28 protein-coding genes and 1 tRNA gene are annotated in these 26,820 nt (G+C 32.4%); 10 read left to right on the top strand and 19 right to left on the bottom strand.

Annotated elements, in window-relative coordinates:
- Positions 1 to 37: 37 nt before the first annotated feature.
- From OZP08_RS08760 to OZP08_RS08745, 4 genes are all read right to left on the bottom strand, one after another.
- Complete coding sequence (locus tag OZP08_RS08760) at positions 38 to 958, bottom strand: ABC transporter ATP-binding protein (RefSeq protein WP_268849249.1); 921 nt, start codon at positions 956 to 958, stop codon at positions 38 to 40.
- A 122-nt stretch (positions 959 to 1,080) separates the two neighbouring features.
- Positions 1,081 to 2,193 (bottom strand): molecular chaperone DnaJ, encoded by a 1,113-nt coding sequence (gene dnaJ, locus OZP08_RS08755; RefSeq protein ID WP_268849248.1) that lies wholly within the window; start codon positions 2,191 to 2,193, stop codon positions 1,081 to 1,083.
- A 142-nt stretch (positions 2,194 to 2,335) separates the two neighbouring features.
- The gene (locus OZP08_RS08750) at positions 2,336 to 2,911 is read right to left on the bottom strand and encodes a nucleotide exchange factor GrpE (RefSeq protein WP_432419633.1); all 576 of its coding nucleotides are present in this window, start codon (positions 2,909 to 2,911) and stop codon (positions 2,336 to 2,338) included.
- A 332-nt stretch (positions 2,912 to 3,243) separates the two neighbouring features.
- Positions 3,244 to 3,696: a DUF4442 domain-containing protein gene (locus tag OZP08_RS08745; RefSeq protein ID WP_268849246.1), complete on the bottom strand. Its 453-nt coding sequence runs from the start codon at positions 3,694 to 3,696 to the stop codon at positions 3,244 to 3,246.
- A gap of 554 nt (positions 3,697 to 4,250) precedes the next feature.
- On the opposite strand from OZP08_RS08745, the gene OZP08_RS08740 reads away from it, so the two are divergent.
- The 6 genes from OZP08_RS08740 (at position 4,251) to OZP08_RS08715 (ending at position 11,090) form a co-directional block, all read left to right on the top strand.
- A complete protein-coding gene (locus tag OZP08_RS08740) occupies positions 4,251 to 4,706 on the top strand; it encodes a DUF4870 domain-containing protein (protein ID WP_281323499.1) in 456 nt (151 codons plus the stop codon).
- 83 nt (positions 4,707 to 4,789) lie between these two features.
- On the top strand, positions 4,790 to 5,119 hold the full coding sequence (locus OZP08_RS08735) for a PadR family transcriptional regulator (RefSeq protein WP_268849245.1): 330 nt from the start codon (positions 4,790 to 4,792) through the stop codon (positions 5,117 to 5,119).
- 5 nt (positions 5,120 to 5,124) lie between these two features.
- Positions 5,125 to 6,861: a PspC domain-containing protein gene (locus OZP08_RS08730; RefSeq protein WP_281323498.1), complete on the top strand. Its 1,737-nt coding sequence runs from the start codon at positions 5,125 to 5,127 to the stop codon at positions 6,859 to 6,861.
- A 5-nt stretch (positions 6,862 to 6,866) separates the two neighbouring features.
- Entirely contained in the window at positions 6,867 to 7,931 is a 1,065-nt protein-coding gene (locus OZP08_RS08725) for a M23 family metallopeptidase (RefSeq protein WP_268849244.1), read from the top strand.
- A gap of 11 nt (positions 7,932 to 7,942) precedes the next feature.
- Entirely contained in the window at positions 7,943 to 8,683 is a 741-nt protein-coding gene (locus OZP08_RS08720) for a head GIN domain-containing protein (RefSeq protein ID WP_281323497.1), read from the top strand.
- A gap of 130 nt (positions 8,684 to 8,813) precedes the next feature.
- On the top strand, positions 8,814 to 11,090 hold the full coding sequence (locus tag OZP08_RS08715; protein ID WP_281323496.1) for a M1 family metallopeptidase: 2,277 nt from the start codon (positions 8,814 to 8,816) through the stop codon (positions 11,088 to 11,090).
- A 139-nt stretch (positions 11,091 to 11,229) separates the two neighbouring features.
- On the opposite strand, the gene OZP08_RS08710 is transcribed toward OZP08_RS08715, so the two are convergent.
- Positions 11,230 to 11,661, bottom strand: a complete 432-nt coding sequence (locus OZP08_RS08710) for a hypothetical protein (protein WP_268849241.1) — start codon at positions 11,659 to 11,661, stop codon at positions 11,230 to 11,232.
- A 189-nt stretch (positions 11,662 to 11,850) separates the two neighbouring features.
- The gene (locus OZP08_RS08705) at positions 11,851 to 14,625 is read right to left on the bottom strand and encodes a TonB-dependent receptor (protein WP_268849240.1); all 2,775 of its coding nucleotides are present in this window, start codon (positions 14,623 to 14,625) and stop codon (positions 11,851 to 11,853) included.
- Positions 14,626 to 15,190: 565 nt separating this feature from the next.
- Here OZP08_RS08705 and OZP08_RS08700 point away from each other — a divergent pair.
- Positions 15,191 to 16,024 (top strand): GIN domain-containing protein, encoded by an 834-nt coding sequence (locus tag OZP08_RS08700; protein WP_268849239.1) that lies wholly within the window; start codon positions 15,191 to 15,193, stop codon positions 16,022 to 16,024.
- 72 nt (positions 16,025 to 16,096) lie between these two features.
- Here the strand turns inward: OZP08_RS08700 and trxB are convergent, their stop codons facing one another.
- Entirely contained in the window at positions 16,097 to 17,071 is a 975-nt protein-coding gene (gene trxB / locus OZP08_RS08695) for a thioredoxin-disulfide reductase (RefSeq protein ID WP_268849238.1), read from the bottom strand.
- Positions 17,072 to 17,222: 151 nt separating this feature from the next.
- Between trxB and OZP08_RS08690 the strand changes: the two genes are divergently transcribed.
- The 3 genes from OZP08_RS08690 (at position 17,223) to OZP08_RS08680 (ending at position 19,366) form a co-directional block, all read left to right on the top strand.
- A tRNA-Pro gene (locus OZP08_RS08690) sits at positions 17,223 to 17,297 on the top strand.
- Positions 17,298 to 17,594: 297 nt separating this feature from the next.
- The gene (locus OZP08_RS08685; protein ID WP_268849237.1) at positions 17,595 to 18,839 is read left to right on the top strand and encodes a site-specific integrase; all 1,245 of its coding nucleotides are present in this window, start codon (positions 17,595 to 17,597) and stop codon (positions 18,837 to 18,839) included.
- Between the two features lie 248 nt (positions 18,840 to 19,087).
- Positions 19,088 to 19,366, top strand: a complete 279-nt coding sequence (locus tag OZP08_RS08680; RefSeq protein ID WP_268849236.1) for a helix-turn-helix domain-containing protein — start codon at positions 19,088 to 19,090, stop codon at positions 19,364 to 19,366.
- 17 nt (positions 19,367 to 19,383) lie between these two features.
- Here the strand turns inward: OZP08_RS08680 and OZP08_RS08675 are convergent, their stop codons facing one another.
- The 12 genes from OZP08_RS08675 to OZP08_RS08620 form a co-directional block, all read right to left on the bottom strand.
- Complete coding sequence (locus OZP08_RS08675; protein WP_268849235.1) at positions 19,384 to 19,671, bottom strand: hypothetical protein; 288 nt, start codon at positions 19,669 to 19,671, stop codon at positions 19,384 to 19,386.
- A 220-nt stretch (positions 19,672 to 19,891) separates the two neighbouring features.
- Positions 19,892 to 20,275 carry a hypothetical protein gene (locus OZP08_RS08670; protein WP_268849234.1) on the bottom strand — a complete coding sequence of 128 codons (384 nt, stop codon included), beginning with the start codon at positions 20,273 to 20,275 and terminating at the stop codon, positions 19,892 to 19,894.
- A gap of 6 nt (positions 20,276 to 20,281) precedes the next feature.
- Entirely contained in the window at positions 20,282 to 20,899 is a 618-nt protein-coding gene (locus OZP08_RS08665; RefSeq protein ID WP_268849233.1) for an AHH domain-containing protein, read from the bottom strand.
- A 45-nt stretch (positions 20,900 to 20,944) separates the two neighbouring features.
- Positions 20,945 to 21,385 (bottom strand): hypothetical protein, encoded by a 441-nt coding sequence (locus tag OZP08_RS08660; RefSeq protein WP_268849232.1) that lies wholly within the window; start codon positions 21,383 to 21,385, stop codon positions 20,945 to 20,947.
- Positions 21,386 to 21,532: 147 nt separating this feature from the next.
- Complete coding sequence (locus OZP08_RS08655; protein WP_268849231.1) at positions 21,533 to 21,802, bottom strand: hypothetical protein; 270 nt, start codon at positions 21,800 to 21,802, stop codon at positions 21,533 to 21,535.
- Positions 21,803 to 22,164: 362 nt separating this feature from the next.
- On the bottom strand, positions 22,165 to 22,638 hold the full coding sequence (locus tag OZP08_RS08650) for an Imm26 family immunity protein (protein WP_268849230.1): 474 nt from the start codon (positions 22,636 to 22,638) through the stop codon (positions 22,165 to 22,167).
- Positions 22,639 to 22,708: 70 nt separating this feature from the next.
- A complete protein-coding gene (locus OZP08_RS08645; RefSeq protein WP_268849229.1) occupies positions 22,709 to 22,873 on the bottom strand; it encodes a hypothetical protein in 165 nt (54 codons plus the stop codon).
- A 253-nt stretch (positions 22,874 to 23,126) separates the two neighbouring features.
- Entirely contained in the window at positions 23,127 to 23,780 is a 654-nt protein-coding gene (locus tag OZP08_RS08640) for a hypothetical protein (protein WP_268849228.1), read from the bottom strand.
- Between the two features lie 12 nt (positions 23,781 to 23,792).
- Positions 23,793 to 24,020, bottom strand: coding sequence for a hypothetical protein (locus OZP08_RS08635; RefSeq protein ID WP_268849227.1), 228 nt, complete (start codon positions 24,018 to 24,020; stop codon positions 23,793 to 23,795).
- A gap of 334 nt (positions 24,021 to 24,354) precedes the next feature.
- Positions 24,355 to 24,981: a hypothetical protein gene (locus OZP08_RS08630; RefSeq protein WP_281323495.1), complete on the bottom strand. Its 627-nt coding sequence runs from the start codon at positions 24,979 to 24,981 to the stop codon at positions 24,355 to 24,357.
- A 33-nt stretch (positions 24,982 to 25,014) separates the two neighbouring features.
- Positions 25,015 to 25,707 (bottom strand): hypothetical protein, encoded by a 693-nt coding sequence (locus OZP08_RS08625; RefSeq protein ID WP_281323604.1) that lies wholly within the window; start codon positions 25,705 to 25,707, stop codon positions 25,015 to 25,017.
- Positions 25,708 to 25,949: 242 nt separating this feature from the next.
- Positions 25,950 to 26,816: a tyrosine-type recombinase/integrase gene (locus tag OZP08_RS08620; RefSeq protein ID WP_281323494.1), complete on the bottom strand. Its 867-nt coding sequence runs from the start codon at positions 26,814 to 26,816 to the stop codon at positions 25,950 to 25,952.
- Positions 26,817 to 26,820 lie beyond the last annotated feature (4 nt).

The raw sequence follows: 26,820 nt of genomic DNA, 5'->3' as shown, positions 1-26,820 counted from the left end.
TAGACTTCACGATTAAAAAAACAACAATCCAATCAATCTATCCTGTTACTGTTTGGATAAAGATATCATGTACACTTGGGATTTTTTCAACAAAATGGGTTACTTGTCCGCGTTGTGTTAGAACATTTAGCAATTCATTTGGTGTAGCATTCCCGAGTTGAATCTCTAATTTTATCTCGTCGTTAATTGATTTGAAATTGGCTTGACCTACAGTAAATTTTTGAGTAAGATCGAACATTAAGCCCTCTACATTGTCCGACAAAATACCCACTTCAAAATTATTGGTTTTGAATTGTCTTTTCACGTCAATTAGCTTTCCTTCTATCAATTTATTCGATTTATGAATCAATGCTATATGATCACACAATTCTTCGACACTTTCCATTCTGTGGGTCGAAAAAATAATTGTAGCTCCTTCATCTTTCAATGCCAAAATCTCGTCTTTGATTACGTTGGCATTCACAGGATCAAAACCTGAAAAAGGCTCATCAAAAATCAATAATTTAGGTTTATGCAAAACACAAACCACAAATTGAATTTTCTGTGCCATTCCTTTAGACAACTCCTGAATTTTTTTATTCCACCACCCTTGAATACCCAAGCGATCAAACCAATACTCGAGTTGCTTTTTGGCCTCTGCTTTAGACAAACCCTTCATTTGTGCCAAATACAAGCATTGTTCTCCCACTTTCATGGTGCTATACAATCCTCTTTCTTCCGGAAGATATCCTATATGCTGTATATGTTTAGGCTGAAGCTTTTCACCATCAAGGATGATTTCGCCACTATCTGGTAAAGTAATTTGATTAATGATTCGGATAAGAGAGGTTTTCCCTGCTCCATTTGGACCTAGAAGCCCATATATACTTCCTTTGGGTACGGTTAATGAAACTTCGTTAAGCGCCACATAATCACCGTATCGCTTAACTACTTTACTTACTTCAAGTATGTTACTCATGCTACTTTTTTAATTGGCGTAAAAGTAAAAAATTTCAAGGCGAAATACTTTAAATATATAATAAAAAACCCATCCTAATTTTAATTCAGGATGGGTTTGTATTTTTAGATGCTTTAAAAAAGCTAAGAAAACATATCTTTTACTTTTTCAAAGAATGATTTGTCTGATTTCTCTGGACTTGGGGTGAAATTATCATCCGTTAACGCTTTTTCAAAAAACTGTTTTTGTTCTTTGTTTAAGGTTTTTGGAGTCCAAACATTTACATGAACCAATAAATCTCCGCTTCCGTAACCATTAACGCTTGGTATACCTTTTCCTTTTAATCTTAAAATTTTACCAGATTGAATTCCTTCTTCCAGTTTAATTCTAACTTTTCCGTTTACAGCCTCAATATCCTTAGAAATTCCTAGAACCGCTTCGGCGAAACTGATGTATAAATCATAATGAAGATTTTCACCTTCACGTTTCAAATATTCGTGCTCAATTTCTTCAATAACTACAATCAAATCTCCTGGCACACTATTTCCTGGAGCATCGTTTCCTTTACCGGAAACTTTCAATTGCATTCCGTCTACCACCCCTGCAGGAATTTTTATAGAAACGGTTTCGTCATCTACAACCATACCTTGAGAGTCAGCATTAGAAGGTTTTTTATCTAAAATCTGACCAGAACCTCCACAGGTTGGACAGGTTGAAGCTGATTGCATTCTACCCAAGATTGTATTGGTAACACGCATTACTTGTCCTTGACCATTACAAGTAGAACAAGTTTTGTAGGTTACCCCTGCAGCTTGAACTTTACGTTTTACTTTTACTTTTTTCTCAACACCATTAGCAATTTCTTCCAGAGTCAATTTTACTTTTATACGCAAATTGCTTCCTTTTACGCGACGAGGACCTCCGCCTCCGCCTCCGCCAAAACCACCAAAACCGCTTCCGAAAATATCCCCAAACTGACTGAAGATATCGTCCATATTCATTCCGCCATGACCTCCGCCAAAGCCTCCTGAACCATCAAATGCTTGATGACCATATTGATCGTATTTTGCTTTTTTGGCAGGATCGCTTAATATTTCATAAGCTTCTGCGGCCAATTTGAACTTTTCTTCTGCCTCTTTGTCGCCAGGGTTTTTGTCAGGATGATATTTTAATGCATTTTTTCTGTATGCTTTTTTAATTTCAGCAGCATCAGCGCTTTTTGAAATGCCTAATATCTCGTAAAAATCTTTTTTCATAATTAAAATAAATTCTAAAAAAACTAAAAGTAAATTCTATTTCTTTTAAAATTCCAAATACCAATTTAACGAACTGCAATTTTGTCCTTTAAATCAATTTCATTTTGGAATTTGGAATTTTTTATTTTAGTGTTTTATTTTTTTAGTTACCAATAACCACTTTTGGAAAACGTATAATTTTATCTCCTAATTTGTATCCTTTTTCAAGAACATCAACAACTTTTCCTTTCATATCGTCTGATGCTGCTGGAATTTGAGTAATTGCTTCTGCAAAATCAGCATCGAATGCATCACCTGCCTTAACATCCACCAACTCTAATCCCTTAGAAACCAATGTGTTTTTTAGTTTCTCATGGATTAACTCCACTCCTTTTGACAACAACTCATCCTCAGCTTTGTTGATTTCAACCATTGCTCTATCAAAATCATCCAAAACTGGTAACATAGCAAGCAATACATCTTGATTAGCCGTTTTAAACAACTCAATTCGCTCTTTTGTGGTTCTTCTTTTGTAATTTTCAAATTCAGCGAACAATCTCAAAAACTTATCTTTCTCTTTAGCTAAGTCTTGGGTCAATTGTTCTTCAACACTTAATTCTTCAATAATAAGTTGCTCACCATTTGCATTATTCTCTAAAGTTACATCATCTATTTCTTGATCGAATTCTGTATTTTCTGTAGTCATATTACTTTTATTTTTAAAAAAATTCTTAAACATCTTTTTTATTCTTTTTTATGGATTGCAAAAGTACTGCCAAAACTTATAAAATGTCAAATTGTCACCTTTATATTTAAAATCTAATTCCTAATAATTCAATTTTCACTTAGGATCAGGCAATGTTAAGATTTCAATTTTAAGATTATTTTAAGATTATTACGGCTTAGATTTTCTATTTTTGATATAGATTTTTATTCGTCTCAAGAATACAACTCTCTAGAATAAATTTAAGGTTGTTTTCTATTTAATTATTAATTCACTATTGCCTTATATTAAAAAAAGCTTCGTTTAAGACAACGAAGCTTTTTTTGTTTTTTATAATTTTAGATCATTTATTTAAGCTTAACACTCCATTCAAAATCCATTTCAGATACCTGCACTCCTTGCTCATTGGTCCCAATAGATTTCATCCAAAAAGTTTGTCCTTCACCAGTTGCAATTGTTTTCTGAATCGCATCTGCAATTAAATGTCCATCGTTGCAAACAAAAGTAATTCTTCCCGTTGCTTTCTTGGAGAAATTAGATTTATTATTGGCCACAAGCATTGATATTTTTCGACCACTTTTTTGAATTTGATAAATAACCATGGCTCCTGTAGACAGCTCTGCTGCCATCGCTTGCACTGCAAAATACATAGAATTAAAAGGATTTTGATTAATCCAACGGTGTTTTACAGATACTATACATTTATTTTCATCAATATGTTTTAACCGAACGCCACATAAAAACGCTGACGGTAATTTGAAAAATATAAACCTATTGAACTTAGATACTGTTAATTCCATAATTTGAGTTATTTTTTTGCTAAAATACAAAAAATACTATGCATACATACAAAAAACAACAATTAACTCAATATCTTTCTTTTGGCGCTATAGTTCAGTAGTTAATGAATAACTATTTGTAATTAGCAAGAAGCGTAAATTGTATCATAAATACATTTAGAAATTTACAGAAAACCTAACCTAATAATAATTAATATATAGACCCTTCCTTTATAATGTACCAAAGGCAAAATCACTCTTTACTAATTACCAAGATCTAAATAATAACCTTGCAACTACATTTTAAACTATACATTATATATTGAACAACAATAATCCTATTTTTTTGAGCTTGTTAATTTTATTCAGGCAAAACAAAATAAAAAAACAACAATATATATGTATTTTCTTTCAAAATGACTGTGTTTTGTTAATATTATGTTAATATACACTACTATGCGATACAAGATACCCTCTTTTGAACATATATTTGTATAAGAAATTACTAGGTAAGTCATTTAATTAATTTCTATCATCAATCATCAGTCAAAAAACGAAATCAAAAAATCAAAAAAATGGAAACTACAACCGAAAGAAACATTGCCGCTTTTACACACTTAAGCACTTTTAGCCAATATATTTTCCCTTTTGGGAATTATATATTTCCAATTATCATTTGGACATCAAAAAAAGATAAGTCAGAATTTGTAGATCACAATGGTAAACAAGCATTGAATTTTCAATTGAGTATTTTAGTTTACTCTTTAATTTTTGCCATGATCGCAATTCCAGCTTTTTTGTTTACTATTTTAAAGAATGTTTCATTCAATGATTTTGTAAACAATAATGATATCGTTTTTGAGAATTTTGCTTTTGGAAACAGCATAGGAATTTTAACAGTTGGTGCCATAGCGCTTTTTGGATTTGCCTGTATGAAAGTAGCTGAATTCTTTTTAGTCATTTATGCTTCAATCAAAGCGTCTAATGGGGAAGAATACAATTACCCTCTAACAATACCATTTCTGAAATAACCAATAATACAGAATCAATCATCATCAATCATCAATCAAAAAATGAACTGTTTAATCAACAAATCTAATCAAATAAAGGAATTATGAACATTGAAAACACAAAAGCCCAGATGCGTAAAGGTGTTCTTGAGTTTTGCATCTTATCTGTTTTAAAAGAAAAAGATGCCTACACCTCAGAAATATTAGACACTTTAAAAAACGCTAAATTATTGGTCGTAGAGGGAACCGTTTATCCGCTACTGACTCGATTAAAAAACGACGGATTACTCAATTATCGTTGGGAAGAGTCTACATCAGGACCACCAAGAAAATATTATGGTCTGACCGAGATAGGTCATACCTTTTTAAAAGAACTAGATGGCACCTGGACAGAATTATCTGATGCCGTAAACTTAATAACCAACCAAAAATAATAGTCATGAACAAAACTGTAAATATAAATTTAGGTGGAATGTTCTTCCATATTGATGAAGATGCATACCAAAAATTAACCCGTTATTTTGACGCTATCAAACGATCGTTGTCTAAATCATCAGGGCAAGAAGAAATCATCAAGGATATCGAAATGCGTGTTTCTGAATTATTGTCAGAAAAACAAAAAAGCGAAAAACATGTTGTCACTCTTAAAGAAGTTGATGAAATAATATCTATAATGGGGCAGCCCGAAGATTACATCATCGAAGAAGACAATCCTAACGCTTCTACAAATGCCAACTTTAATACATACAGATCCACAAAAAAATTATACCGTGACAAAGAAAACGGAATGATTGGTGGTGTTGCAACCGGTTTAGGACATTACTTTGGGATTGACTCAGTTTGGTTAAAAATCATGTTCTTGATATTTGTTTTTGCTGGATTTGGAACTGGAATTTTAGCTTACATTATCCTTTGGATTGTAACTCCAGAAGCAATAACTACTTCAGAAAAACTGGAAATGACCGGTGAACCTGTAACGATTTCAAACATTGAAAAAAAAGTTCGTGAAGAATTTGATAGTGTTTCCGAAAAATTAAAAAATGCTAACTATGATAAATTTGGTAATCAAGTAAAAAGCGGAGCTGAAAGAATAGGAAGTGGCTTTGGAGATTTTATCTCGACAGTTTTTACCATTTTTGCCAAATTTTTAGGAGTAATTTTAATAATGAGCGGCATGGTAGTACTGGTTATGCTATTCATTGGGGTTTTCACTTTAGGAACTAGCTCACCTATAGACTTTCCTTGGCAAACTTTTATAGAAGCAGGGAACTATACGGATTATCCAATTTGGTCTTTTGGTTTATTAATGTTTTTAGCTGTTGGAATTCCTTTTTTCTTTATGACTTTATTAGGTTTCAAATTATTGGCTCCTAGTATGAAATCTATCGGAAATATTGCAAAATACACTTTATTAGCCCTTTGGTTAATTGCCGTTTCACTTGCGATATCCATTGGAGTAAAACAAGCTACAGCTTTTGCAATAAATGGCAGATCGGTTCAAAAAGAGACCTTTAACATAAAACCAACGGATACTCTTGTGATTAAATTCAAACACAACGATTATTTTGCCAAAGATGTAGATGACAGAGATAATTTCATGATTACTCAAGATTCTTTGAATAATGATATCATTTACTCTAATGAAGTGAGCATTAAAATTGCGAAATCTGAAGAGAAATTTGCCTACATTCAAATTGAAAAAGAAGCCAAAGGAAAAACATTGTCTGAAGCTAAAAAAAGAGCCGAAGCTATTAAATACAACTATAAAATTGTAGGTAACCAATTAATCTTTGACAATTATTTAATCACTGATTTGAAAAACAAATTCCGTGATCAGGAAATTGAAATTACTGTATTCTTACCAAAAGGAACATTATTAAAACCAGATGACTCTATGGAGCATTATGATATTACGGATAGCGATTTCTTTTTATGGCACCCAGAATCAAACAACGATGTCTTTAGAGTAGAGGAAAATAAAATAAAATGCCTAAATTGCCCTACAGATTACGATGAAGATGGTGACGACATCGATGAGGATGACACTGACAATGAAACCAATGTAACCATTAACAAAAATGGAGTTACTGTAGAAAGTGACTCAGTTGTTAAAACCAAAAAGAATTTTAAAGAATTAAAAATTAACAAAGACGGTATCATTATTAAAACCGAATAAGAATCATGAAAGTCATTCAATCTTTTATTGTACTCGTTTTTGGTCTAACCGTACTGGTTACAAATGCTCAAAATAAAATTAAAATTGAATACAAACCAGAACATCCTCTAAAAGAAAAAATCGAAGGACAATCCAGTTTAAATTTTGATTTTATTATTGAAAACCAATCTAAGGATAGTTTAAAATTAACCCGATTGGAAGTGTCGCTCTTTGACAAACAAAATAAACTCATACAACAAAAGTTTTTGGATAACAACGGAACCGCTCCAAGTATAAACACTATTCCAAACATTCAATGGAATAGTGTTTCAACTAACCTACTTTTTAATCCTTTTCCGGATGTAAACAGTATGACCGATAAACTGGAATATACGTTTACTTTCAATGACAGTATTGAAATCAAAAAAGTAGTTATTCCTGGAGATTATGAGCAAGCAACAGATTTCATTCTGCCGCTAAAAAACAAAATACTGGTGTACGACGGACATGATTTTTATTCTCATCACAGACGTTTTGACTATGAATTCACTCCAATAAAACAATTGGGATTTACTGGAAATTTCATGCGATATGCCTATGATTTTGTAGTGCTTAATCCAGAAGGAAAAAGATATCTTAATAATGGGAAAAATGACACGGACTGGTTTGGTTTTGGAACCGATGTTTTGGCTGTAGCCGATGGAGAAATTACTGCTATCGAGATGAATCAGAAAGATGACAAAACCTTTGATATTCCATCTCTAAAAGATAAACCATTAGCTTTATACGGAAATTACATTGTAATAAAACATGGTGAGAATATATATAGTATGTATGGCCATCTTAAAAATCAAAGCGCAGCTGGATTGAAAGTAGGTGATAAAGTAAAAAAAGGACAGAAAATTGCGCTCATTGGCGCCTCTGGTAGTTCATTCTTTCCACATCTGCATTTTGAGGTTCGAAATTCTATTAATCATCAAGCAGAGGGTCTTCCCTCCTATTTTAAAAATTATAATTTAATTCTTGGCTCAGCCAAAAAAGAAGGAACAACACACACCATTACAACTGGTGATATTATTCAATCAAAATAAAATCAATAGTCATGATAAAAGTTATCACATTAATCACGAAATTTATTGTTATCACTTTAGTAGCATTGTTTTTTGGATCTTGCAATCAGATAAGTGGGATCAATTCCATAACAGGAAGCGGAAATGTTACCACCGAGCATAGAAATGTACAAGGTGATTTTAAAAGTGTATCGATAAACAATGCATTAGATCTTGTTATTGAACAATCAAGCAAAACAGAAATCATTGTAGAAGCCGATGATAATTTACAAAAAGAGATTATGACAAAAGTAGAAAATGGAGTTCTTGTCATCACATGTAAATTTGGCAATTTTAAAAATGTTACTTCAAAAAAAGTAATCGTAAAAATGCCGGTTATCGAAGAACTTGAAGCTGGATCAGCCTCTACCATTACCAGCAAATCAACACTAAAAGGTAATAGTATAAGCTTATCATCATCTAGTGCTGCATCTATTGATGCCAATGTAGAATATGAAACGATCCAATTAGATGGTAGCAGCGGGAGTAATCAAAACATCAAAGGAAAAGCACTACATCTGGAAACTTCAGCTTCTAGTGGGAGCGTAATAGATGCAACCGACTTACTCTCTAATGAAGTTACTGCCAGTTCCTCTAGCGGTGGATCTTTAATGGTTCATCCTATTGTAAGCTTAAAAGCTGAAGCTTCAAGTGGAGGAAACATTAGCTATCATGGTACTCCAAAATCTATTCAAAAAGAAGAACATTCCGGAGGAAACATTGCGCAAGACTAAGTCATAAAAAAAAACATTCATTAATCAAGAATGTTTTTTTTTATTGGAAATCATTTTTTTTAACCATCAATTAACTACTAACTCAAGTATAAATTTATTTACAAAATTATCAATCAAAATCAATCCAATTATGAAAAACAATCAATTCAAAGCTACCTTTATAGCTTTATTTTTAGGCGGAATGGGACTTCAAGCGCAAGAACATTCTAGTACTGAAGCAACAGCTAAACCAAAATCACAGTATGACTATCAAGCGGCTTTTGGACCTAATTTTTATACCAAAAATGGTACTGACACACATTCAGCCAGTGGCCAACCTGGAATAAAATATTGGCAAAATAAAGCCGACTATCAATTGTTGGCTACTTTGCATGAAAAAAACAATGAAATTGTTGGTACCGAAATTTTAACGTACACCAACAATAGCCCGGATAAAATTTCTTTTTTATGGATGAACCTTGATCAAAATTTGTTCAAAAACAACTCACGCGGTAAAGCTGTAATTCCAATAACAGGAAGCCGTAACGGAGACAAGGGACAAATTCTTGACGGAGGTCATAAAATAAAATCAGTAAAAGTTATTTCTACTAATAAAGGAAAATCATCTGAAACAGAAGCAAAATTCGAGATAAACGACACCAGAATGCAGGTTTTTCTTCCGCAGGATATAAACCCAAATGGAGGTTCCATAAAACTTAAAATAGAATTCTCTTTTATTTCACCAGATTTTGGTTCAGACAGAATGGGTGTTTTGGAAACAAAAAACGGAAAAATCTTTACCATGGCACAGTGGTATCCTAGAATGTGCGTTTATGATGATGTTAAGGGCTGGAATACCTTGCCTTATCTAGGCGCTGGTGAATTCTATCTGGAATATGGCGATTTTGATGTAACCATAAACGCTCCATCAAATCATATTGTAGTTTGCTCTGGCGAATTGGTAAATCCATCCGAAGTTTATACTCCAGAACAACAAAAAAGATGGACTACAGCATCACAAAGTGACAAAACCGTAATGATTCGTTCAGCAGAAGAAGTGACCAATGCTGCTTCAAGACCTACAGGAAAACCTACTTTGAACTGGCATTTTAAAATCAAAAACTCGCGTGATGTTTCATGGGCATCATCACCGGCATTTATTATAGATGCCGCAAAAATCAATTTGCCAAGCGGTAAAAAATCAATGGCTATTTCTGCATACCCAGTTGAAAGTTCAGGGCAGGAAGCTTGGGGACGATCTACTGAATACACTAAATCATCTATTGAAAATTACTCCAAACGTTGGTTTGAATTCCCTTATCCTGCAGCGACAAACGTGGCTGGTAACGAAGGTGGGATGGAATACCCAGGAATCGTTTTTTGCAATTGGAAATCAAAAGGCGAAGAATTATGGTCAGTTACCGATCATGAATTTGGCCATGGCTGGTTCCCTATGATTGTAGGTTCTAACGAACGTTTATTTGCATGGATGGACGAAGGGTTTAATACTTTTATCAATTCATTAAGTTCCGTTGATTTTAATAATGGTGAATACAAATCACGTCCAAGAAACATGCAAAAAATGGCCAAAGCGCTATTCAACCCAGAATTAGAGCCAATTATGACAGCTCCAGACGGAATGAAAGAAAAAAATGTAGGTATTCTAGCCTATGATAAACCATCTTCGGGATTAATCGTGTTGCGTGAACAAGTATTAGGAAAAGAACGTTTCGATAAGGCTTTCAGGACATACACAGAACGTTGGGCATTTAAGCATCCAACACCTGATGACTTTTTCCGAACAATGGAGAACGTTTCCGGAGAAGATTTAAACTGGTTTTGGAGAGCTTGGTTTGTAAACAATTGGCAATTAGACCAAGGAATTACAAAAATTAAATATTTGAAAAATGACCCAAAATTGGGAACTATCATTTCAATCGAAAACTTAGAAAAAATGGCTATGCCAGTAGTTATGGAAATCAAGGCCAAAAGTGGTGCTCTAAGCCGTATACAACTCCCTGTAGAAATTTGGCAACGCAATACGTCTTGGGAATTTAAATATGCATCTACCGAAGAAATTGAGACTATCACTCTAGACCCAGATCATGTTTTCCCTGATATAAACACAGCAAATAATGTTTGGAGTTCAGGCAAAAGTGAATTAGAAAAAGTCGTTGTCGTTGCTTTAGATGGTTATTTGGGCGATTATTCAAGCACCCAAATCCCTATAAAAGTTAGAGTAACTGAAGAGGATGGAGTTCTTATAGGAACGCCTACAGATGGCCAAAGTCCTCCTATCTCTTTTCAAAACGTTGGCAAAGACAAATTTGTAGCTGAGAGCAATGGAGTCGAAGTTCAATTTAACGAAGCCAAAAACGAATTTACCTTAAAAGTAAATGGTCAAGAATTTTTGTTTACAAAATCATAAAAACAAAGTTCTCTATCAGGAAATTATATTACTTTCCTATTAAAATAAAAAAAATCATCCATCAAAAGTGGATGATTTTTTTATATCTATAAAAACCAAAATTCTAATTAAATCATGCAGCCCTTACGCTCCAAAAAAATTATTTATTAGAAAACAGTTGAGTGAACTTACCCTTCAAAGAATTCACATTGCTAACATTCAGTGTCTTATCAACATTTACAACATTAGACCTAAACAACAATGCTAAAACATTATTTTTATCATCCTGAATTTCGAATTCTTTATTCAAAGACAAAAACTTAACATTTGCATAGTATATTATACCTTCTGGATTTATTTCAGATTGCAAATCAACATTAACACTTGACAAAAAACGAATTAAAATAATGGGCTGTCCCTCATCATTCAACAAATTCAAAGCATCATCATAAGAATTATCAGGTCCAAATTTCAACCATTCAGTTTGATTCATCGAGATATAATTAGAACCAAAATCTACCTTCTGAGCAAAAGCAACCGAAAGCGAAGAAAGGAAAAACACCGCAAAAAAAACAATTTTAGATTTAATCATTATTCAAAATTTTAATAAACATACCTATTTACTTTATAACATTACTAATCTAGTGGCAACTTAACTCTTTTTGCCTGTCGCCAATTATACATGTTTATAAAACACAATATATACGTTTGATTAGTAACTAATATTTAAAAAGGCTGTCTCAAGCGAGACAACCTTTTTTAAGATTTTAATTACGATAAATTAGAATTCATAACGAACTGTGAAGTTCCAAGTTCTTCCAAAACCAAAATAGGCATTATTACCATCTGCCAATCCTTTATAAATTTTGTTAGTACTTTCGTAAGTACCCTCATTTAAATTATAACTATTAACATAATCTGATTTTCTAATACTAGAATTAGATTCGGTAATGTATAATCTATTTAAGATATTGTCCATATTAAAACGAAGATCTAATGCTTGAGCTCCTTTGTTCATAAGTAAACGATATGAAACAAAAGCATCCATTACAGCAAAACTAGGTAATTTAATAGTTTCTTTATATGCATCTTCACCATAGAAAATCGGATCAAACTTTTCTAAATCGGCTGTAGAATAGAAATCATCAAAGTATTTTACATTTGATCCAAAAGTAAATTTATCAAACAATGAATAAGCAGCTCCAATACCAGTCATTAATTGTGGCGCACCACCAACTTTAATTCCATCTGTTAACAATACTGATCTATCAAAGGTTTGAGTTGTAGTATTAAAAGATTTATATTCAGTATTGGTATCATATACACAGTTTCCGTAAGAGAAAAATCCTTTTAGCATAAACTTAGAAAACAATGGTGCTGTAAAATCAAGTTCAACTCCTCTGTGTGCTCTGTTTATACCAGAAGTTGTTCCGAAGTTTCCAAGAGTTGGTGTATAATACGGAATCTCTGCATTTTTATGTTTCGACAAATATACATTGGTATTGAAAGTAAAATACCTTGAACGGAAACCATATCCTATCTCAAACGATTCAAATTTTTCGTTTACAATCTCCGGATTAATAAAATTATTCAATCCACTATAAACCGTTACAAAAACAGGAGGCTTAGAAACCGTTCCCATATTCGCCCAAATATTTTGTTTATGTGTAATATTATAATTAACTCCAAGCTTAGCACTGTAACCGTCTGCTTCTTTAACTCCAGTAGATACAGCTACAGGAGCTCCAAGAGGTTTATAATCTACACGCTCAATAAACTCACGGTTGAAACCTGCCTGACCAAAAACGTTTAATTTCCCTATGCTGTATTCTAGTTGAGCGTAGGCATCTAAATACTTAAGTATAGCATCATAGTTGTAATCTACAGAAACACCTTCGTTTTTTAAATCAAAAATATTGTACGATGGTTTTGCTTTAAAAGTTTCACTCGTATAATCAGTCATATTCTTTCTGTTGAAAGCATAACCGTCAGCACCATAAAGGTTATTTACGTATTTTGTTTTATTCAACACAGAACTTCTTCCATCGATACCCACATTGAAAGTTATGTTCTTAGTTAAATCCGATTTTAAGTTCATGATACCTCCGTAAAAGGTATTATTACTTATTTCTGATACTAGTGTAACACCTGTAGTGTTGTCCATAGAATCATAATTATATCCATCATTAAGCGAGTTAATAAACCCTCCTGTAGGCTGAGCCATTCTGGTATATTCTACACCATTGTAGTTAGCCGGAACACCGCTGTTGTATTTTGAGATAAAATCAAGATCCATTTGACCATTATTATCCAAATAAAAACTATCTCCTTGTATTCCTCCTGCAAGTAGAGTTTGTCCCTTAGTACCTGTAGATCCGTATAACTTTGTAGACAACTGGGTATCTTTAGTAAGATTCCAGTTCCATTCTAATATACCTAGAGGAGTGTGACCATAATTCGTGCTGGTACTTGATTTTTCACCATTCAAATATCCCCAATTAGGATTGTATTTTCGGTCAATATCGTTTGTATTGTACCCTGGATAACTAGAAATAGCAATTCGAGAACTTCTCTGATTGTGCCATTGTGGAGAACCAAATACTTTTACTTGAAAATCATGCTTTCCTTTGGCAAAACCTAAAGCAACAAAATAAGAAAAAGCCTCAAAATCTGTAGATTTAACATATCCATCACCTCTTGTATTAGATAACAATAAGTTAGCAGAAAATCCATTCTTTAATCTTCCTGTAGAAAGAGACGCTGCAAATTTTGAGAAACCATCATTTCCGACTGTATTAAATACATATCCTCCTCTTTTAGAATCTGAATCTCTTAAAATTAAGTTCATTGTTCCTGCAACAGAAGAGTTTCCTAATTTAGAAGCTCCCAATCCGCGTTGTAACTGAACTGAACTTACCGCATCGTTGATTGACATTAATCCAGACCAGTCAATATTACCCGTTTCTACATCAGAAAGCGGAATACCATCAACCATTAATGCCATGTTGTCTTGTTTATACCCACGAATAAACATATTCGATTCAGAAAAACTACCATTACTTTTTGAAGTGTACACCCCTGGAATATTGCTTGTAACTTCAACAAAGTCTTTATTCCCGATACGCTCTTTCAATTCAAACCCTCTAATTGTAGAGGAAGCAATAGGAGTCTTTCTGTCTTTTGCGATATCAATACTAGATGATTTTGCTTTCAAATCCTTAACTATTGATCCACTTTCAACTAGATAGATTATACCTAAATCGATTACTGGAGCGTCTTTAACAGTAAACGGTATTTTTTTAATTACATAACCAAAAAAATTCACAACAATAGTTCCCGATTTAACATCTGCACTCAAAGTGAAACTACCATCAAAATCGGCATAGTCTTTTTTTACAATTTCATGAGAAGGACCTTCCAGAGTTACAATCGCTCCCGGAAGATTCAACTTTTCCTTATTTTCTTTTACCATACCTGTAATTTTCACCTGTGATGTTGCTTTTGTTGTACTTAACAAAACCAACAAAAAGGCAAAACAAAAAATCAATCTTTTCATATTTTACTTTTAAATTTAGAACACGCAAAATTTTGTTAATTATTCAATAAAAACAATTTTTATAGTAACTAAATTATCAATACGTACCAATTAATCTTATTTTACAAAGAAAAACACAATAAACAATAAAAAAAGAACTTTCAACAACAATAAAAAAAGTAAATTTTGTATCTGATAAAAAAAAAGCCAATTTTGTAAATTATTCACAAATAAATAACCTGAAAAAACCTAAAAGCCACACATTCCACAAAGTAAAAAAGCATAGCATTAAAGCTACAAAAGTTCATCGCACTCAAAAAACACAGTAAGCAATAAAGCCGTATAAACAAGAAATGCCTCTCAATAAACCTAAAAAGATGATTTTTTTTTAGATGAAAAAACATCAAAAAAATCATCTTTACAGTATTTTTAATATTAAAAATCACAAAAACTGTTCAATCAATACCATCACAATTTTAAATATTAAAGACCAACACAAACCACAACAATCCTCAAAACATCGACTTCATCCTCTAAGAAAAATGAATGTTTTTTCTATATTTGTAGAAAAACCTAATTGAATAAAATGAGACTATCCCACACAATTCTACTATTCCTACTAACCACTACCTTGGCCATTGGTCAAAACAAAGAAAAAATAAAAGGTTCTAAAATCGTTACCGAAAAACCAAAAGAGATTGGTGATTTTACCGCTCTTGAAATCGAAGACAACCTAACTGTTTTCTTAGAGAAAGGCACTAAGAATGAAATAAAGATTGAAGCTGATGACAATTTACACGAAATCATTTCATTTGACATCAAAGAAAAAACGCTTCGTATTTATACCTCCAAAGAAGCCAACTCTTTCAAGAAACTAACGGTATGGATAAAATACACCAATGATTTAAAAACAGTGCTTGCCAAAAACTCAACTACTGTAAATGCAATAGAAGCTGTCATGCTAGATGACATTACCTTTTCGACATTTGATTTTGCCAAATTGTATTTGAATGTGAATTCTAAAAATTTCACTTTAAAAGCTGATGACAAAACAAAAATAGAACTCAATCTGAAAGCCGAAAAAGCAAAAGTAGAATTGAGTAAAAATGCACAAATCAAAGCATTATTTACTACAACAGATTTAGCTTTTGACCTGTATCAAAAATCAGTAGCCACTATAGAAGGTGATGCTACCAATGCCGTTATTCGTTTAGACAATAACACCGTTTTTACGGGAAGTAGATTCAACATAAAAAATGCTGATATTACCACCGAAGGCTATTCAGTTTGTAATGCTTTAGCCGAAACAAAATTGATTGTTGACGCCAGTGATAGTTCAAAAATCAACTTATTAGGAACTCCACAAATTGAGGTTCGCAAATTTTTAGGCGAAGCACAACTCATCAAGAAATTAAAATAAAAATTCCTTAATTTATTTCCATAAAAAAAGTCCCAACTAAATTGGGACTTTTTTTATGTGGGTTTCAAAAAATTAATTCACACATTTTTCTAATTGAACATGTTCTATAGAAGCCAAATATCTTTCGGCATCAAGAGCAGCCATACAACCCGTACCTGCAGCCGTAATTGCTTGGCGGTATACATGATCTGCAGCATCACCAGCTACGAATACACCATTTACATTTGTTTTTGATGTACCCGGAGTATTTACAATATATCCTGTTTCATCCAGTGTTATATACTCTTTGAAAATTTCTGTGTTAGGTTGGTGACCAATTGCCACGAAGAAACCTGTAGCTGGAATATCAAAAATCTCTCCAGTGGTTTTGTTCTTAACTTTTACACCAGTAACCACTTGCTCGTCTCCTAATACATCTACAGTATCATGATTCATCAAGATGGTAATGTTTTCGGTTTTGCGAACACGTTCTTCCATAATCTTAGAAGCTCTAAATTTTTCGCTACGAACCAACATTGTTACTTTCGAGCATAATTTAGACAAATAATGCGCTTCCTCACAAGCTGAGTCCCCTGCTCCAACAATAACAACTTCTTGATTTCTATAAAAGAATCCATCACAAACAGCACAAGCCGAAACTCCACCACCCATTTTTAAATAATGTTGCTCAGACGGTATATTCAAGTATTTAGCCGAAGCTCCAGTAGAAATAATCACCGTTTCACAGTGTAATTCTATAGTATCATTAATCCAAACTTTATGAACGTCTCCAGAGAAATCAACCTTTGTTGCCCAACCATCTCGGATATCGGCACCAAAACGTTTTGCTTGATTTTGCAACTGTATCATCATTTCCGGACCAGTAACACCATCTACATAACCTGGAAAGTTTTCTACTTCATTGGTAGTAGTCAATTGACCACCTGGTTGCATCCCTTGGTACAAAACAGGATTCATGTTGGCTCTAGCTGCGTATATGGCCGCAGTATAACCTGCTGGACCAGAACCTATAATAAGGCATTTGATTTTTTCTATTGTATCCGACATAATTTATATTTTTTGAAATGCAAATGTACTCTTTATTATAAAAAATCCACACTCTTATAAATCCAAAAAACTGATGTCAAAATAAATTTTATTTATTTCTCAAAAAAAATTTTGAAAAGCAGAATTAAACCTTATATTTGCACTCGCAATACGGGGTGTAGCGTAGCCCGGTTATCGCGCCTGCTTTGGGAGCAGGAGGCCGCAGGTTCGAATCCTGCCACCCCGACACTAACGCCTTACATAGGCCGTCAAAACCCCTTAAATCGTATGATTTAAGGGGTTTTTCTATTTTTTAACTCCAAAATGTTCAAGTTGTATCAAACTAAATGGGACCTATTCGGCTACCCATTTTGTTTTTTTAAGTTTAGGTCCCAATAACTGGGTTAACATCATGATATTCAGTCAATGTGCTTTGTTCGGCACTTTTAAATTTATTGGATAATTGCTCCATCTTTACGTGAGTCGCAACATCCAAAATTTAATGAATGTGTCAAAAAAATGTTAAACATTAAATTTTGTAGATATGACAACAAGGAACAGCACATTCGGGGTACTATTTTATCTTAAAGTACAAAAGGTTTCGGCACAAGGCAAGATGCCGATATGCGCAAGAATAACAGTAAATGGCAAACGTACAGAAATCTCAATAAAGCGCTCAGTAACTGCTGCGGAATGGGATATAAAAAAAGGAATGCCAAGGGGAAGTCGAAAGGAAATAACAGAACTTAACATGTTTCTTAACCAATTCAAGGCAAAGATTATTAATATCTACCAACAGATGTTGCTCTCAGATGTTGCAATAGATGGTCCTGCAATCCGTGACAGGATGCTTGGTAAAGGAAAATTGGCTCCTACACTGTTATCCCTTATAGAACATCATAATGAGCAGCAAGGAATTAAATTGGCATCGGGCACAATGAAAAACTATTATACAACTCAACGCTATATAAGAAAATTCCTCATGGAGAAATACTATAGGACCGATATTGTTCTTTCAGAACTAAATTATCGATTCATCTTGGACTTCGAAAGCTACTTATTAAATTATGTACCGAAGGACCATCAAAAGCCCCTAAACAACAATGGAATCATGAAACACATAGAAAGACTCCGTAAGATGATAAACATGGCTGTAAAATTGGATTGGCTATCCAAAGATCCGTTCTCAAGCTTCAAAAAGCATTTTGACAAAGTGGAGCGAGAATGCCTTACCAGTAAAGAACTCCTAGGGTTAGAAAATAAAAAGTTTAGTATTGAACGTCTGAGGCAGGTAAGAGATATGTTTCTATTCAGTTGTTATACAGGACTAGCATATATTGATCTTACTGAATTAGCACCAAATAACATTATTATTGGTATTGATGGAGGGTTATGGATATCCACAAGTAGAACAAAGACAGATACAAGTGTACGTGTACCACTGTTACCACAAGCAATAGAATTAATAGAGAAATATAGAGATGATCCAAGGTCACAAAATAACGGCACAGTGTTTCCTGTAATTTCAAACCAACGAATGAACGGCTATCTAAAAGAAATCGCAGACATTTGTGGGATAACAAAGACACTAACATTTCATATCGCACGCCATACTTTTGCAACTACTGTTACACTTAGTAATGGAGTACCAATAGAAAGTGTATCAAAAATGCTCGGCCATACAAGTATTCGTACAACTCAAATTTATGCAAAGGTAATAGAGCATAAGCTAAGTGAAGACATGCAAAATCTCAAAGAGAGGATGTCTGCGGATGTGACAGACAATTAAAATATAGAAATTTAATATTCAAAGGGCAGTCATTAAGATCGCCTTTCCCCTGTATAATTTGGATTTAATTTTAACTGCTCCTTACTGCTCCTAACTTCATTTTGACTGATAAAAGAGAGCCAAAGTCGGACAAACGTACGCAATTATATTTTTTTAGTACTATCCCTCCTTTATTTTACATTGATTATGTAAATAACCAGCAGAATTATATGTTCAGATAGTATAGTTTAATGCAAAAAATAAGAATTATGAATGTGGATCTTATAACTAAGGATGACCTAGAAAAATTTAAAAAAGAACTGTTAGAAGAAATTCGTAGATATCAACAGTATCCTAAAAAACAAGGCCAGGAAACACGAGTATGGCTCAAAAGTTATGAGGTTCGTAAACTTCTAAGCATTTCAGCTGGAACCTTACAGAATCTTAGAATAAATGGGACTCTTCCCTATAATAAAATTGGCGGGCTTATGTATTATCGCTATCATGATATTCAAAAACTGATGGATGGAGATAACAATGTTAAGTGAGCATTTAAGGTGTCTATCTACTGACAATAAATCTTACTATTAAGACAATTATTTATTTCTAGGCTTAATAAGACTTTATTCAAATTTAATACCTTATTAAATCCAAAAATTAAGTTTTTATTCTTAACTCTCACTCCACTCAAAGGTAGTAACTCCATTTCTTCATTGCTATAATATCCAACAGGGGCTATTATATCATTAAGAATTGTAGAACCAAAAGGAGCAAATTCTCCCATATTCTCTATATATATCTTAGCTTGATTAAAAATATTTATCTTTAAATTTTGTAATTGTATATCCGTCATATTATATTTTTATTAATAAATTTATAGGTGAATAGAGACAATTTCAATCTCAGGTTTTGTAGACTTTATTGTACCAAATTCCAACACTACCAGACAATATCAGAACAAAAATGGATGAGCAATATTGCTCATCCATTAATAAATTATTTTAATTATTGTTCTTTTTCAGTGCGTTAGCAATGTAAAATTGCATATCACTAATTTTGAAACACTACTATTTTTATTCAGTCATTGCAACTCTCCATTTGTTATTTATGAGTGTGAGAAAAATTTTGTTTTTATAACTCTCTCCGTCATCATAATGTAATGTTTCGTATAAAAAATAAAGATTATTTTCAATTTCTCTTAAATCTGAGAACTTTCTTTTAACATCTTCAAAATTTGGGTATCCATTACTTTGCAAGTGGTCAATAAGTGATAATTCCAATAATTCCGCTGTTTCTTTTATAGCCTCTTTTGTTAAAGCAATATTACTTCTATGTAATATTATCTTTGCTTCTGTTTCAAAATCTTTAGAAGCTATTATATTTTCCAAATCTTTATTACTATAAGCTTTTTCTAAAGATATTATTGCTTCTTCTGGTGTATTATAATTATATTCCATAAATTATTATATCATAATTTGGTTAGGGTCAGGTTTTGGCTTTGGAACAGGTTTTGGAAGCTCAGGCTTTTTAATCGCAGTATTATCAATTACTGTTGGACTTGTTTCACTTTTTAAAACGTCATTTATTTTTTTGTCAGGATTGTTTTTAATTGTCTCTTTTAATTCCTGAGTTAAATTTCTTAAAAATTCCAAAGCTGTTTTTGAGCCTTCTGTTGTTTTTGAACCTTCAGCAGTTTTACCGAATTCACCAAGTTTATCAAGTACACCTTTATTATAACTAGGATGATTTCCATGTCTACCATTACCTGTTGATTTACTGAATTTTTCTAAAGGCATTTTATTTTCTGCACCCTCAAACTTAAATCCTTCTTCAATTCCTTGCTTGACAACATCATTTCCTTTGGCAGCTCTTGGAATTAAATGATGAATTTCAGTCTTACCTGCAACCTCTGATGTTTTACCTGTAATATCTGTTCCTACTCTAATAATTTCAGTAGTCCCTAATAATCCCCATGGAACGAGTTCTAAACCTTCTAACTCTCTACCCATTCCCATTTTATTTTCTTGGAATGCGTAAGTTGAATTATAGGGATATTTTTCAGCTAATGGGTCTATACACATAAATCTTCCAATCGCATAATCATAGTTTCTCCATTTGAAACTATCTCAGTTCAGTTCTAGCTCGTCTTGACGTTCTTGTCCTTGGAACTTAACTTTTTGAGCAGGATTGGTGGAAGTGACCACAGAATTATACCCGCTATGCTTAAGACCGAAAGGATAGTAATGACTCTCTTCAATTATCTCAACACTGGTAATGGCTCCGTCACCATTAGCATCACCGTAACTCAATCGCACATTCCCTAAATGATCCTTGTATTGGTAAATATATTTGTAAGAACTTCCGTTAGGTTCTACATAACCTTCCGTCGTTGGGAAAAATTTCAAGACATTGTTTTCGTACTGGAACCCACCCAAATAATTGGTAGTGGTAACAATTGGTGTTGGCAACAAAGAATTGACAGTTTTCTGTATTTTTATCCCCGCTGAGTCGTAAAGATAAGTCACAGACCCTGAAGTTCCAAATGTTATTTTAACAGGAAGATTCAAATGATTTGATATACTAACCACCACCAAAAAAAACCTCGCGAAATTGCGAGGTTTCTTCTTTTTACCCTTTTATCAAAATTACTTCTGTAAATTATCCCTTTTCAATGTGGTAGCAATATAAAATCACATATCGTTAACTTTGAAATACTACTCTTTTTTTGAATGCCTATGCGCTAAAATAACAAAACCAAAGAAGAGAAATAAATGAATAAAATTTAAACCTAAAAACAATGTTTTATCTCTTTCAATCTTATTAATATAAAATATTACATTGTACATTTTAAAAGAAAACTCTACTATCTTGTCACCAGTATCTATTAAATAAAGAGATAAATCTGGGCCTAGAATAAATTTATAAGACAATCCAAAAATGATAAGACTAAAAGATTGCAATAAATTAGTAATTCCTAAAAACATTAATGACTGTTTTACATATTTTTCTTTAAAAATAAAATATATAGCAACTAAACAAAATAAACTATACAATAAAAAGAAAAAAGTATTGAACGTAAAACTTAATAAAAGTAGATTTACCGTATATAAAACAAAACATATTAAATAAATAATGGTACTATAATTTAAAATTATCCTTTTCATACATTAATTAGTTATAGGGTTAGAATTCTCAGAACCACCTTGTTCAAAATAATCTTTTGCAGCTGCTTCATATTGTGGTGCTTTTGCAGGAAAGAAAAAATTAAAAGATGCACTCTCAGGCGTACTGAATGATGTTAAATAAAAAACCCCAATTTGGGGCTTTTTTCGTTTTAGATTATAACTTATTCTTTAAATAATTCTAAATCTTCTTTCAACCAAATACTTGTTGTCCCTTCATAATGAGATCTAATCCTATCCTCAACATGATTGGCATCCCATACAGCTGCTCTTTCTAATCCTTTAACTTTATCTTTTGTTGTAGGTGTAATATCCCCAGTATTTGGATTATAAAACTCAAATCTATCAGGATGTTGAGCGTCTTGGATAAATTGCATCGGTTGGATTTCTAGTTCTTGTCTTATATCAAGTTTACCTACTTTTAACCAATGTCCTTTTTTGACAACATCTTCATATACACCAACTATAAATAAAATAGGCTTTTCCTGTAGTATAGATAAGTCGATCAAGTGTTTTTCACTTTTATAATCAAAAAAAGCATAACCTCCTTTATCTAAAATTTGTGCATAAGCGTAATATTTATCATCAATGTTTATTTCAAGTATTGAACCTACCGTTATTTTTTGTCTTTTATTCATTATCCAAATATTTTATTAATTCCCAAATTCTTTTTTAGCAGCTGCTTCATATTTTGCTGCTTTTGGATTCTTAGGACCCCACTCCATGTTCAGCAATAATAATACCTTCCTTAACTTCTGCTTTTACGGGGGTGGCAGTCATTAAAATCATCATTCCCGCCTGTGCTCTATTTACATCATTGCCATCAAAATCTTTTCTAGTAGCTAGACTATAAATATCTTCGATAGGAGTCACAATCCTTGCGGCAGTTTGAAATACAGCCTGATTGGCACTATCATTTGCCTAGTTCAGAGTATAATTAACCACCAGCATATCTGATACATTACCTAAAAAAACCTCGCAATTAGCGAGGTTTCTTCTTTTTATCCTTTATCTAAATTATTTTTAATTATCGTTCTTTTTCAGTATGTTAGAAATATAAAAATGCATATCACTAACTTTGAAACACTACCGGACGCTCGCGCTAGCTGGGGCATTACTCTACCCATTATTTCAAGTCTTCAAATTTCAATACTTTTTCTTCATTGATTATGAATTTTGAACCATCAATTACCATATTTTTATCATCTTCAAAACTTTGTGCGATTAGAAGAAATTTTCTGTAATTCACCTCGTTGTCTTTTTGATTATTTAGCGTTTTAAAAGCAAAGTCATATATAAGGTTTTCAGGTTGACATATTAAACTATAAGTAATGTAGTTAAGGTTTTTTTCTTTTGTAAAAATTGTTAACAAATAACATTCTGTTCCATTTGCAAAACTTAACTTCTTAAGTATATAATGAAATTCATCTATCTTATCAGAAATTTGTTTAAATCCTTCAATTAAGTAACTTTTTGCATTTAAGTTTACTTCAGCTACATTATACTTCGTAATCGCAAAATACAATTTTGGGTTTTTCTTATCATAAGGAAAATATATCCAAGAATCTGTCGATTTTTTAATTCTCCACCCAATAGGGGTCTTAATTTTAATTGTATCATTTTCATACTGCTCCCAATTAACAATTACAGGTCGAGCATCTTGGTTTTTAATTTCCCAAAAATGATTATTAGTTGACGTATTTGTCTTTATATTTTCAGCTTTTTTACAAGCATTTAAGACTATTAAAGCAATAAATAAGAAAAAAATTTTGTTTTTCATAATGAAATTATTTTATTGACCGATTGATATACTTGCACCAAATTTGACTTTATTCGTTGGCGAAACTGGAATTGATTGCTCTACTTGAACTCCTGCTCTAGTTTCGCTTTTAGCTCCATTGGTTTTTGTTTTAGAAACAAAAACTCCATTATCACCCGCACCAACTACAACTTTTGATTCACTCTCTTTATCTCCAGTTTTTATATCCTTGCTTTTAGTGTGCGAAGCAGTAACTGTCACACCTTCGACAACTACTGTAGATTTTGCTGTCGCTTTTACTTGACTTTTAGATTCAACTTTTGGCTTAGTAAATAAATTTGTATCTCCGTAATTAGATATTGGCTACTCATCGTATATTTTGTAAAATTACCTTTAATCGTTGTAGTGTTTGATGTTTCTAGGGATACTACTTCGGGAACAATAGCTTGTTCATTGCTAAACGAGAAGACAAAGATGGAAAAAGAGGTGATCATCAGGTCACCTCTTTTCTTTTATTAATTTAATTTATATTGTTTTTCAGGTTTTTATATACTATTTTATAGAAAACACCTAATCTGATACATTGCCTTTTAATTTATAAATCTTCATATTTTAAAGTTTTAGTATCGTCTATAACAAACTTCTCACCATCAACTACATTATCGTATTTAAATTCAAAACTAAATAAAACACTATAAAAAGTTTGATAATTTTTGGCATTCTCTTTTTTATCATCTAATGTTTTATAACTAAAATCATAAATTTGATTTCCTACTTCATATATAAGAGTATATATTTTGTATTTAAAACTACCTTCATTAGTAAAAAGCTCTAAATAATAACATTGATTGGTATTTTTAAAACTAATCTTCTTTAAATTGTAGTTAAAATTTGAATCTTTTTTTGAGATTTCTTTAAAAACCTCTTTTAGATAATCCTTACTATTAATTTGGGATGTATTGTAGTTTAATATAACATAGTAAAAATCATTTTTACCTTTATTTATTGGTGTATAAAACAATGCATCTTTTATTGTTTCTGGTTTCCATATTGATGGTATATTAACCTTTACATCTTTGGTCTCGTAAGTTTTCCATCCTGGTAATAATTGATTATTCCCTACAACTTTATTATTATTTTCTTTTGAAGTTGATCTTGATTTTTTATCATTACAATTGACAAATAAAATCAACAGTATAAAACAAGAAAGAATGTTTTTCATATTTCAAATATTTCATTAAGTAATTTATTTCTATTAATTTTCTTTTTGTCCTACAGAAAAGTTTGCACCTACCTTTATAGATGTGTTTTTAACTTTAGGAGTTTCTGCTTCGACCTGAACACCTCCTCTTACGGTAGTTTCTTTAGATTTTAAATCTGTACTACTAGAAACAAAAGCACCATTGTTGCCTATACCAACTACAGCTTTGGTTTCATTAGTAACTGTTCCGTTTTTTACATCTCTACTTGTTGAATTTTCAACTTTCACATCTAAAACTCCAGCTTTTGCTTTTGCTTCAACACTAAATTTTACCTCTGTTTTAGTTTCGACTTTAACAGTAAAAGCGTTTGATTCTACTCCTTGAGATTGAAAATTCACATAATTTAGAAAATTGGTTGTAGCCGATGCGGACGTTGTTTTTTCGACAGATGTTTTAGGTGCTATTTCAGTACTAACACTGAAAAAAGCCACTGCTTTTGCTGACATTTTATCGAATGCACCCGCAAAAGCTTGCCCCATTTGTTTAAATGCTGAATTCCATTGTTGGGCTTGACTACCTGCAACCCATTCTAAACCTTCTAATTCCCGTCCATCTATAACTCTATTTTCAGAAAAAGCATATGGACTATTATAAGTATATTTTTCTGCTAATGGGTCGATACACATAAATCTTCCAATCGCATAATCATAGTTTCTCCACTTAAAACTGTCCCAATTAAGTCCTATTTCATCCTGACGCTCCTGACCTTGAAACTTAATCTTATAGGGATTTACAAATTTTCCTTAATAGTAATTAGTGCGATTTACTGATTATTATATAATTCAAAGAACTTTTACTTCGTTACGAAAATAGAAGTTATTAGTTAATAATCCTAACCAATGGAGCATAAAAAAACCCATCAAATAAATGATAGGTTTTAGATTGGGTTTCGATAATAGTAACTTATAAAATATTAAAATTTTAGATTTTAAATCGGAAAATATTTATTTATCAATTCCCTTTGATGCAGACTATCCACCTTGATATATTTCTCAGTCGTACCAGGCCACTTATGACCAGCAAGCTCCTGAACTGTTTCCAGTGGCAGTTTCTTTTCATTGAGCCAGTTACAAATAACACTCATGCGGATGGTTCTGGGATTAAGATTTCTATCTGGGAACAATGGTCTTAACTGCTCTGTAATCGAATGGATACCATCTACTGAAATGGGTTTCCCTAATTTATTTAACAGCAGTTTATCCGTTGTGCATCGTAGTAATTTAGGTCGTATTTCATTGATATAATTGAATAAAACTATCATCTGTTTATTTAGTAATTCCAAGGTTCTGCTGTTCTGGTTCGTTGATGCTTTGATATAAATAGTACCTGCATCTAAATCAACATCTTTGATTTTTAACGCTGTTAGTTCCTCACTGGTTAATCCCTGATAAATCAGTAATGATAATAGTACGCTGTTTCTGGTATCTATGTATTGATAACGGTTTTCTCTTTTCAAAATCAATTGCAGTTCTTCACTGGTAAATAAGTCCTGAACCTGTATTTTTTGATTGTTGTTGTTTTTGATATTTAGCCGTTTGCACGGATGGTCTGAACGTAGTCCCACCATCACCAGATATTCATAATATTTTTTGATTGCGGATAAAATTCTAATTCTGTACTGGATGTTTTTTTGTTTGTGACCCACTTCATCCATATACCGCACTATGTCCTGAAACTTGTATCTTTTGGCTTTGGGATTGGTTTTCAAAAAGTGGTTGATGGTGTACAGATAACTTTCAGCAGTCTGGGTGGTTTGGTATTGTTTGAGATATATTTCTAATGATACTTTTGTCATGAAT

The sequence above is a fragment of the Flavobacterium aestivum genome, assembly GCF_026870175.2.
In the GTDB taxonomy this organism is placed as follows: domain Bacteria; phylum Bacteroidota; class Bacteroidia; order Flavobacteriales; family Flavobacteriaceae; genus Flavobacterium; species Flavobacterium aestivum.
The sequence above is the reverse complement of the archived record's forward strand: the minus strand, read 5'-3'. Positions and strand labels throughout refer to the sequence as shown.

Bases quoted from the DNA above. Each gene is read 5' to 3' on its own strand.
- OZP08_RS08745 (WP_268849246.1), bottom strand. From the start codon at position 3,696: ATGGAATTAACAGTATCTAAGTTCAATAGGTTTATATTTTTCAAATTA.
- OZP08_RS08685 (WP_268849237.1), top strand. From the start codon at position 17,595: ATGACAACAAGGAACAGCACATTCGGGGTACTATTTTATCTTAAAGTA.
- OZP08_RS08620 (WP_281323494.1), bottom strand. From the start codon at position 26,816: ATGACAAAAGTATCATTAGAAATATATCTCAAACAATACCAAACCACC.
- OZP08_RS08675 (WP_268849235.1), bottom strand. From the start codon at position 19,671: ATGACGGATATACAATTACAAAATTTAAAGATAAATATTTTTAATCAA.
- OZP08_RS08665 (WP_268849233.1), bottom strand. From the start codon at position 20,899: ATGTGTATAGACCCATTAGCTGAAAAATATCCCTATAATTCAACTTAC.
- OZP08_RS08740 (WP_281323499.1), top strand. From the start codon at position 4,251: ATGGAAACTACAACCGAAAGAAACATTGCCGCTTTTACACACTTAAGC.
- OZP08_RS08760 (WP_268849249.1), bottom strand. From the start codon at position 958: ATGAGTAACATACTTGAAGTAAGTAAAGTAGTTAAGCGATACGGTGAT.
- OZP08_RS08670 (WP_268849234.1), bottom strand. From the start codon at position 20,275: ATGGAATATAATTATAATACACCAGAAGAAGCAATAATATCTTTAGAA.
- OZP08_RS08715 (WP_281323496.1), top strand. From the start codon at position 8,814: ATGAAAAACAATCAATTCAAAGCTACCTTTATAGCTTTATTTTTAGGC.
- OZP08_RS08680 (WP_268849236.1), top strand. From the start codon at position 19,088: ATGAATGTGGATCTTATAACTAAGGATGACCTAGAAAAATTTAAAAAA.
- OZP08_RS08700 (WP_268849239.1), top strand. From the start codon at position 15,191: ATGAGACTATCCCACACAATTCTACTATTCCTACTAACCACTACCTTG.
- OZP08_RS08710 (WP_268849241.1), bottom strand. From the start codon at position 11,661: ATGATTAAATCTAAAATTGTTTTTTTTGCGGTGTTTTTCCTTTCTTCG.
- OZP08_RS08640 (WP_268849228.1), bottom strand. From the start codon at position 23,780: ATGAAAAACAAAATTTTTTTCTTATTTATTGCTTTAATAGTCTTAAAT.
- trxB (WP_268849238.1), bottom strand. From the start codon at position 17,071: ATGTCGGATACAATAGAAAAAATCAAATGCCTTATTATAGGTTCTGGT.
- OZP08_RS08630 (WP_281323495.1), bottom strand. From the start codon at position 24,981: ATGAAAAACATTCTTTCTTGTTTTATACTGTTGATTTTATTTGTCAAT.
- OZP08_RS08720 (WP_281323497.1), top strand. From the start codon at position 7,943: ATGATAAAAGTTATCACATTAATCACGAAATTTATTGTTATCACTTTA.
- OZP08_RS08750 (WP_432419633.1), bottom strand. From the start codon at position 2,911: ATGTTTAAGAATTTTTTTAAAAATAAAAGTAATATGACTACAGAAAAT.
- OZP08_RS08730 (WP_281323498.1), top strand. From the start codon at position 5,125: ATGAACAAAACTGTAAATATAAATTTAGGTGGAATGTTCTTCCATATT.
- OZP08_RS08650 (WP_268849230.1), bottom strand. From the start codon at position 22,638: ATGAATAAAAGACAAAAAATAACGGTAGGTTCAATACTTGAAATAAAC.
- OZP08_RS08725 (WP_268849244.1), top strand. From the start codon at position 6,867: ATGAAAGTCATTCAATCTTTTATTGTACTCGTTTTTGGTCTAACCGTA.
- OZP08_RS08735 (WP_268849245.1), top strand. From the start codon at position 4,790: ATGAACATTGAAAACACAAAAGCCCAGATGCGTAAAGGTGTTCTTGAG.
- dnaJ (WP_268849248.1), bottom strand. From the start codon at position 2,193: ATGAAAAAAGATTTTTACGAGATATTAGGCATTTCAAAAAGCGCTGAT.
- OZP08_RS08655 (WP_268849231.1), bottom strand. From the start codon at position 21,802: ATGTTTTTAGGAATTACTAATTTATTGCAATCTTTTAGTCTTATCATT.
- OZP08_RS08705 (WP_268849240.1), bottom strand. From the start codon at position 14,625: ATGAAAAGATTGATTTTTTGTTTTGCCTTTTTGTTGGTTTTGTTAAGT.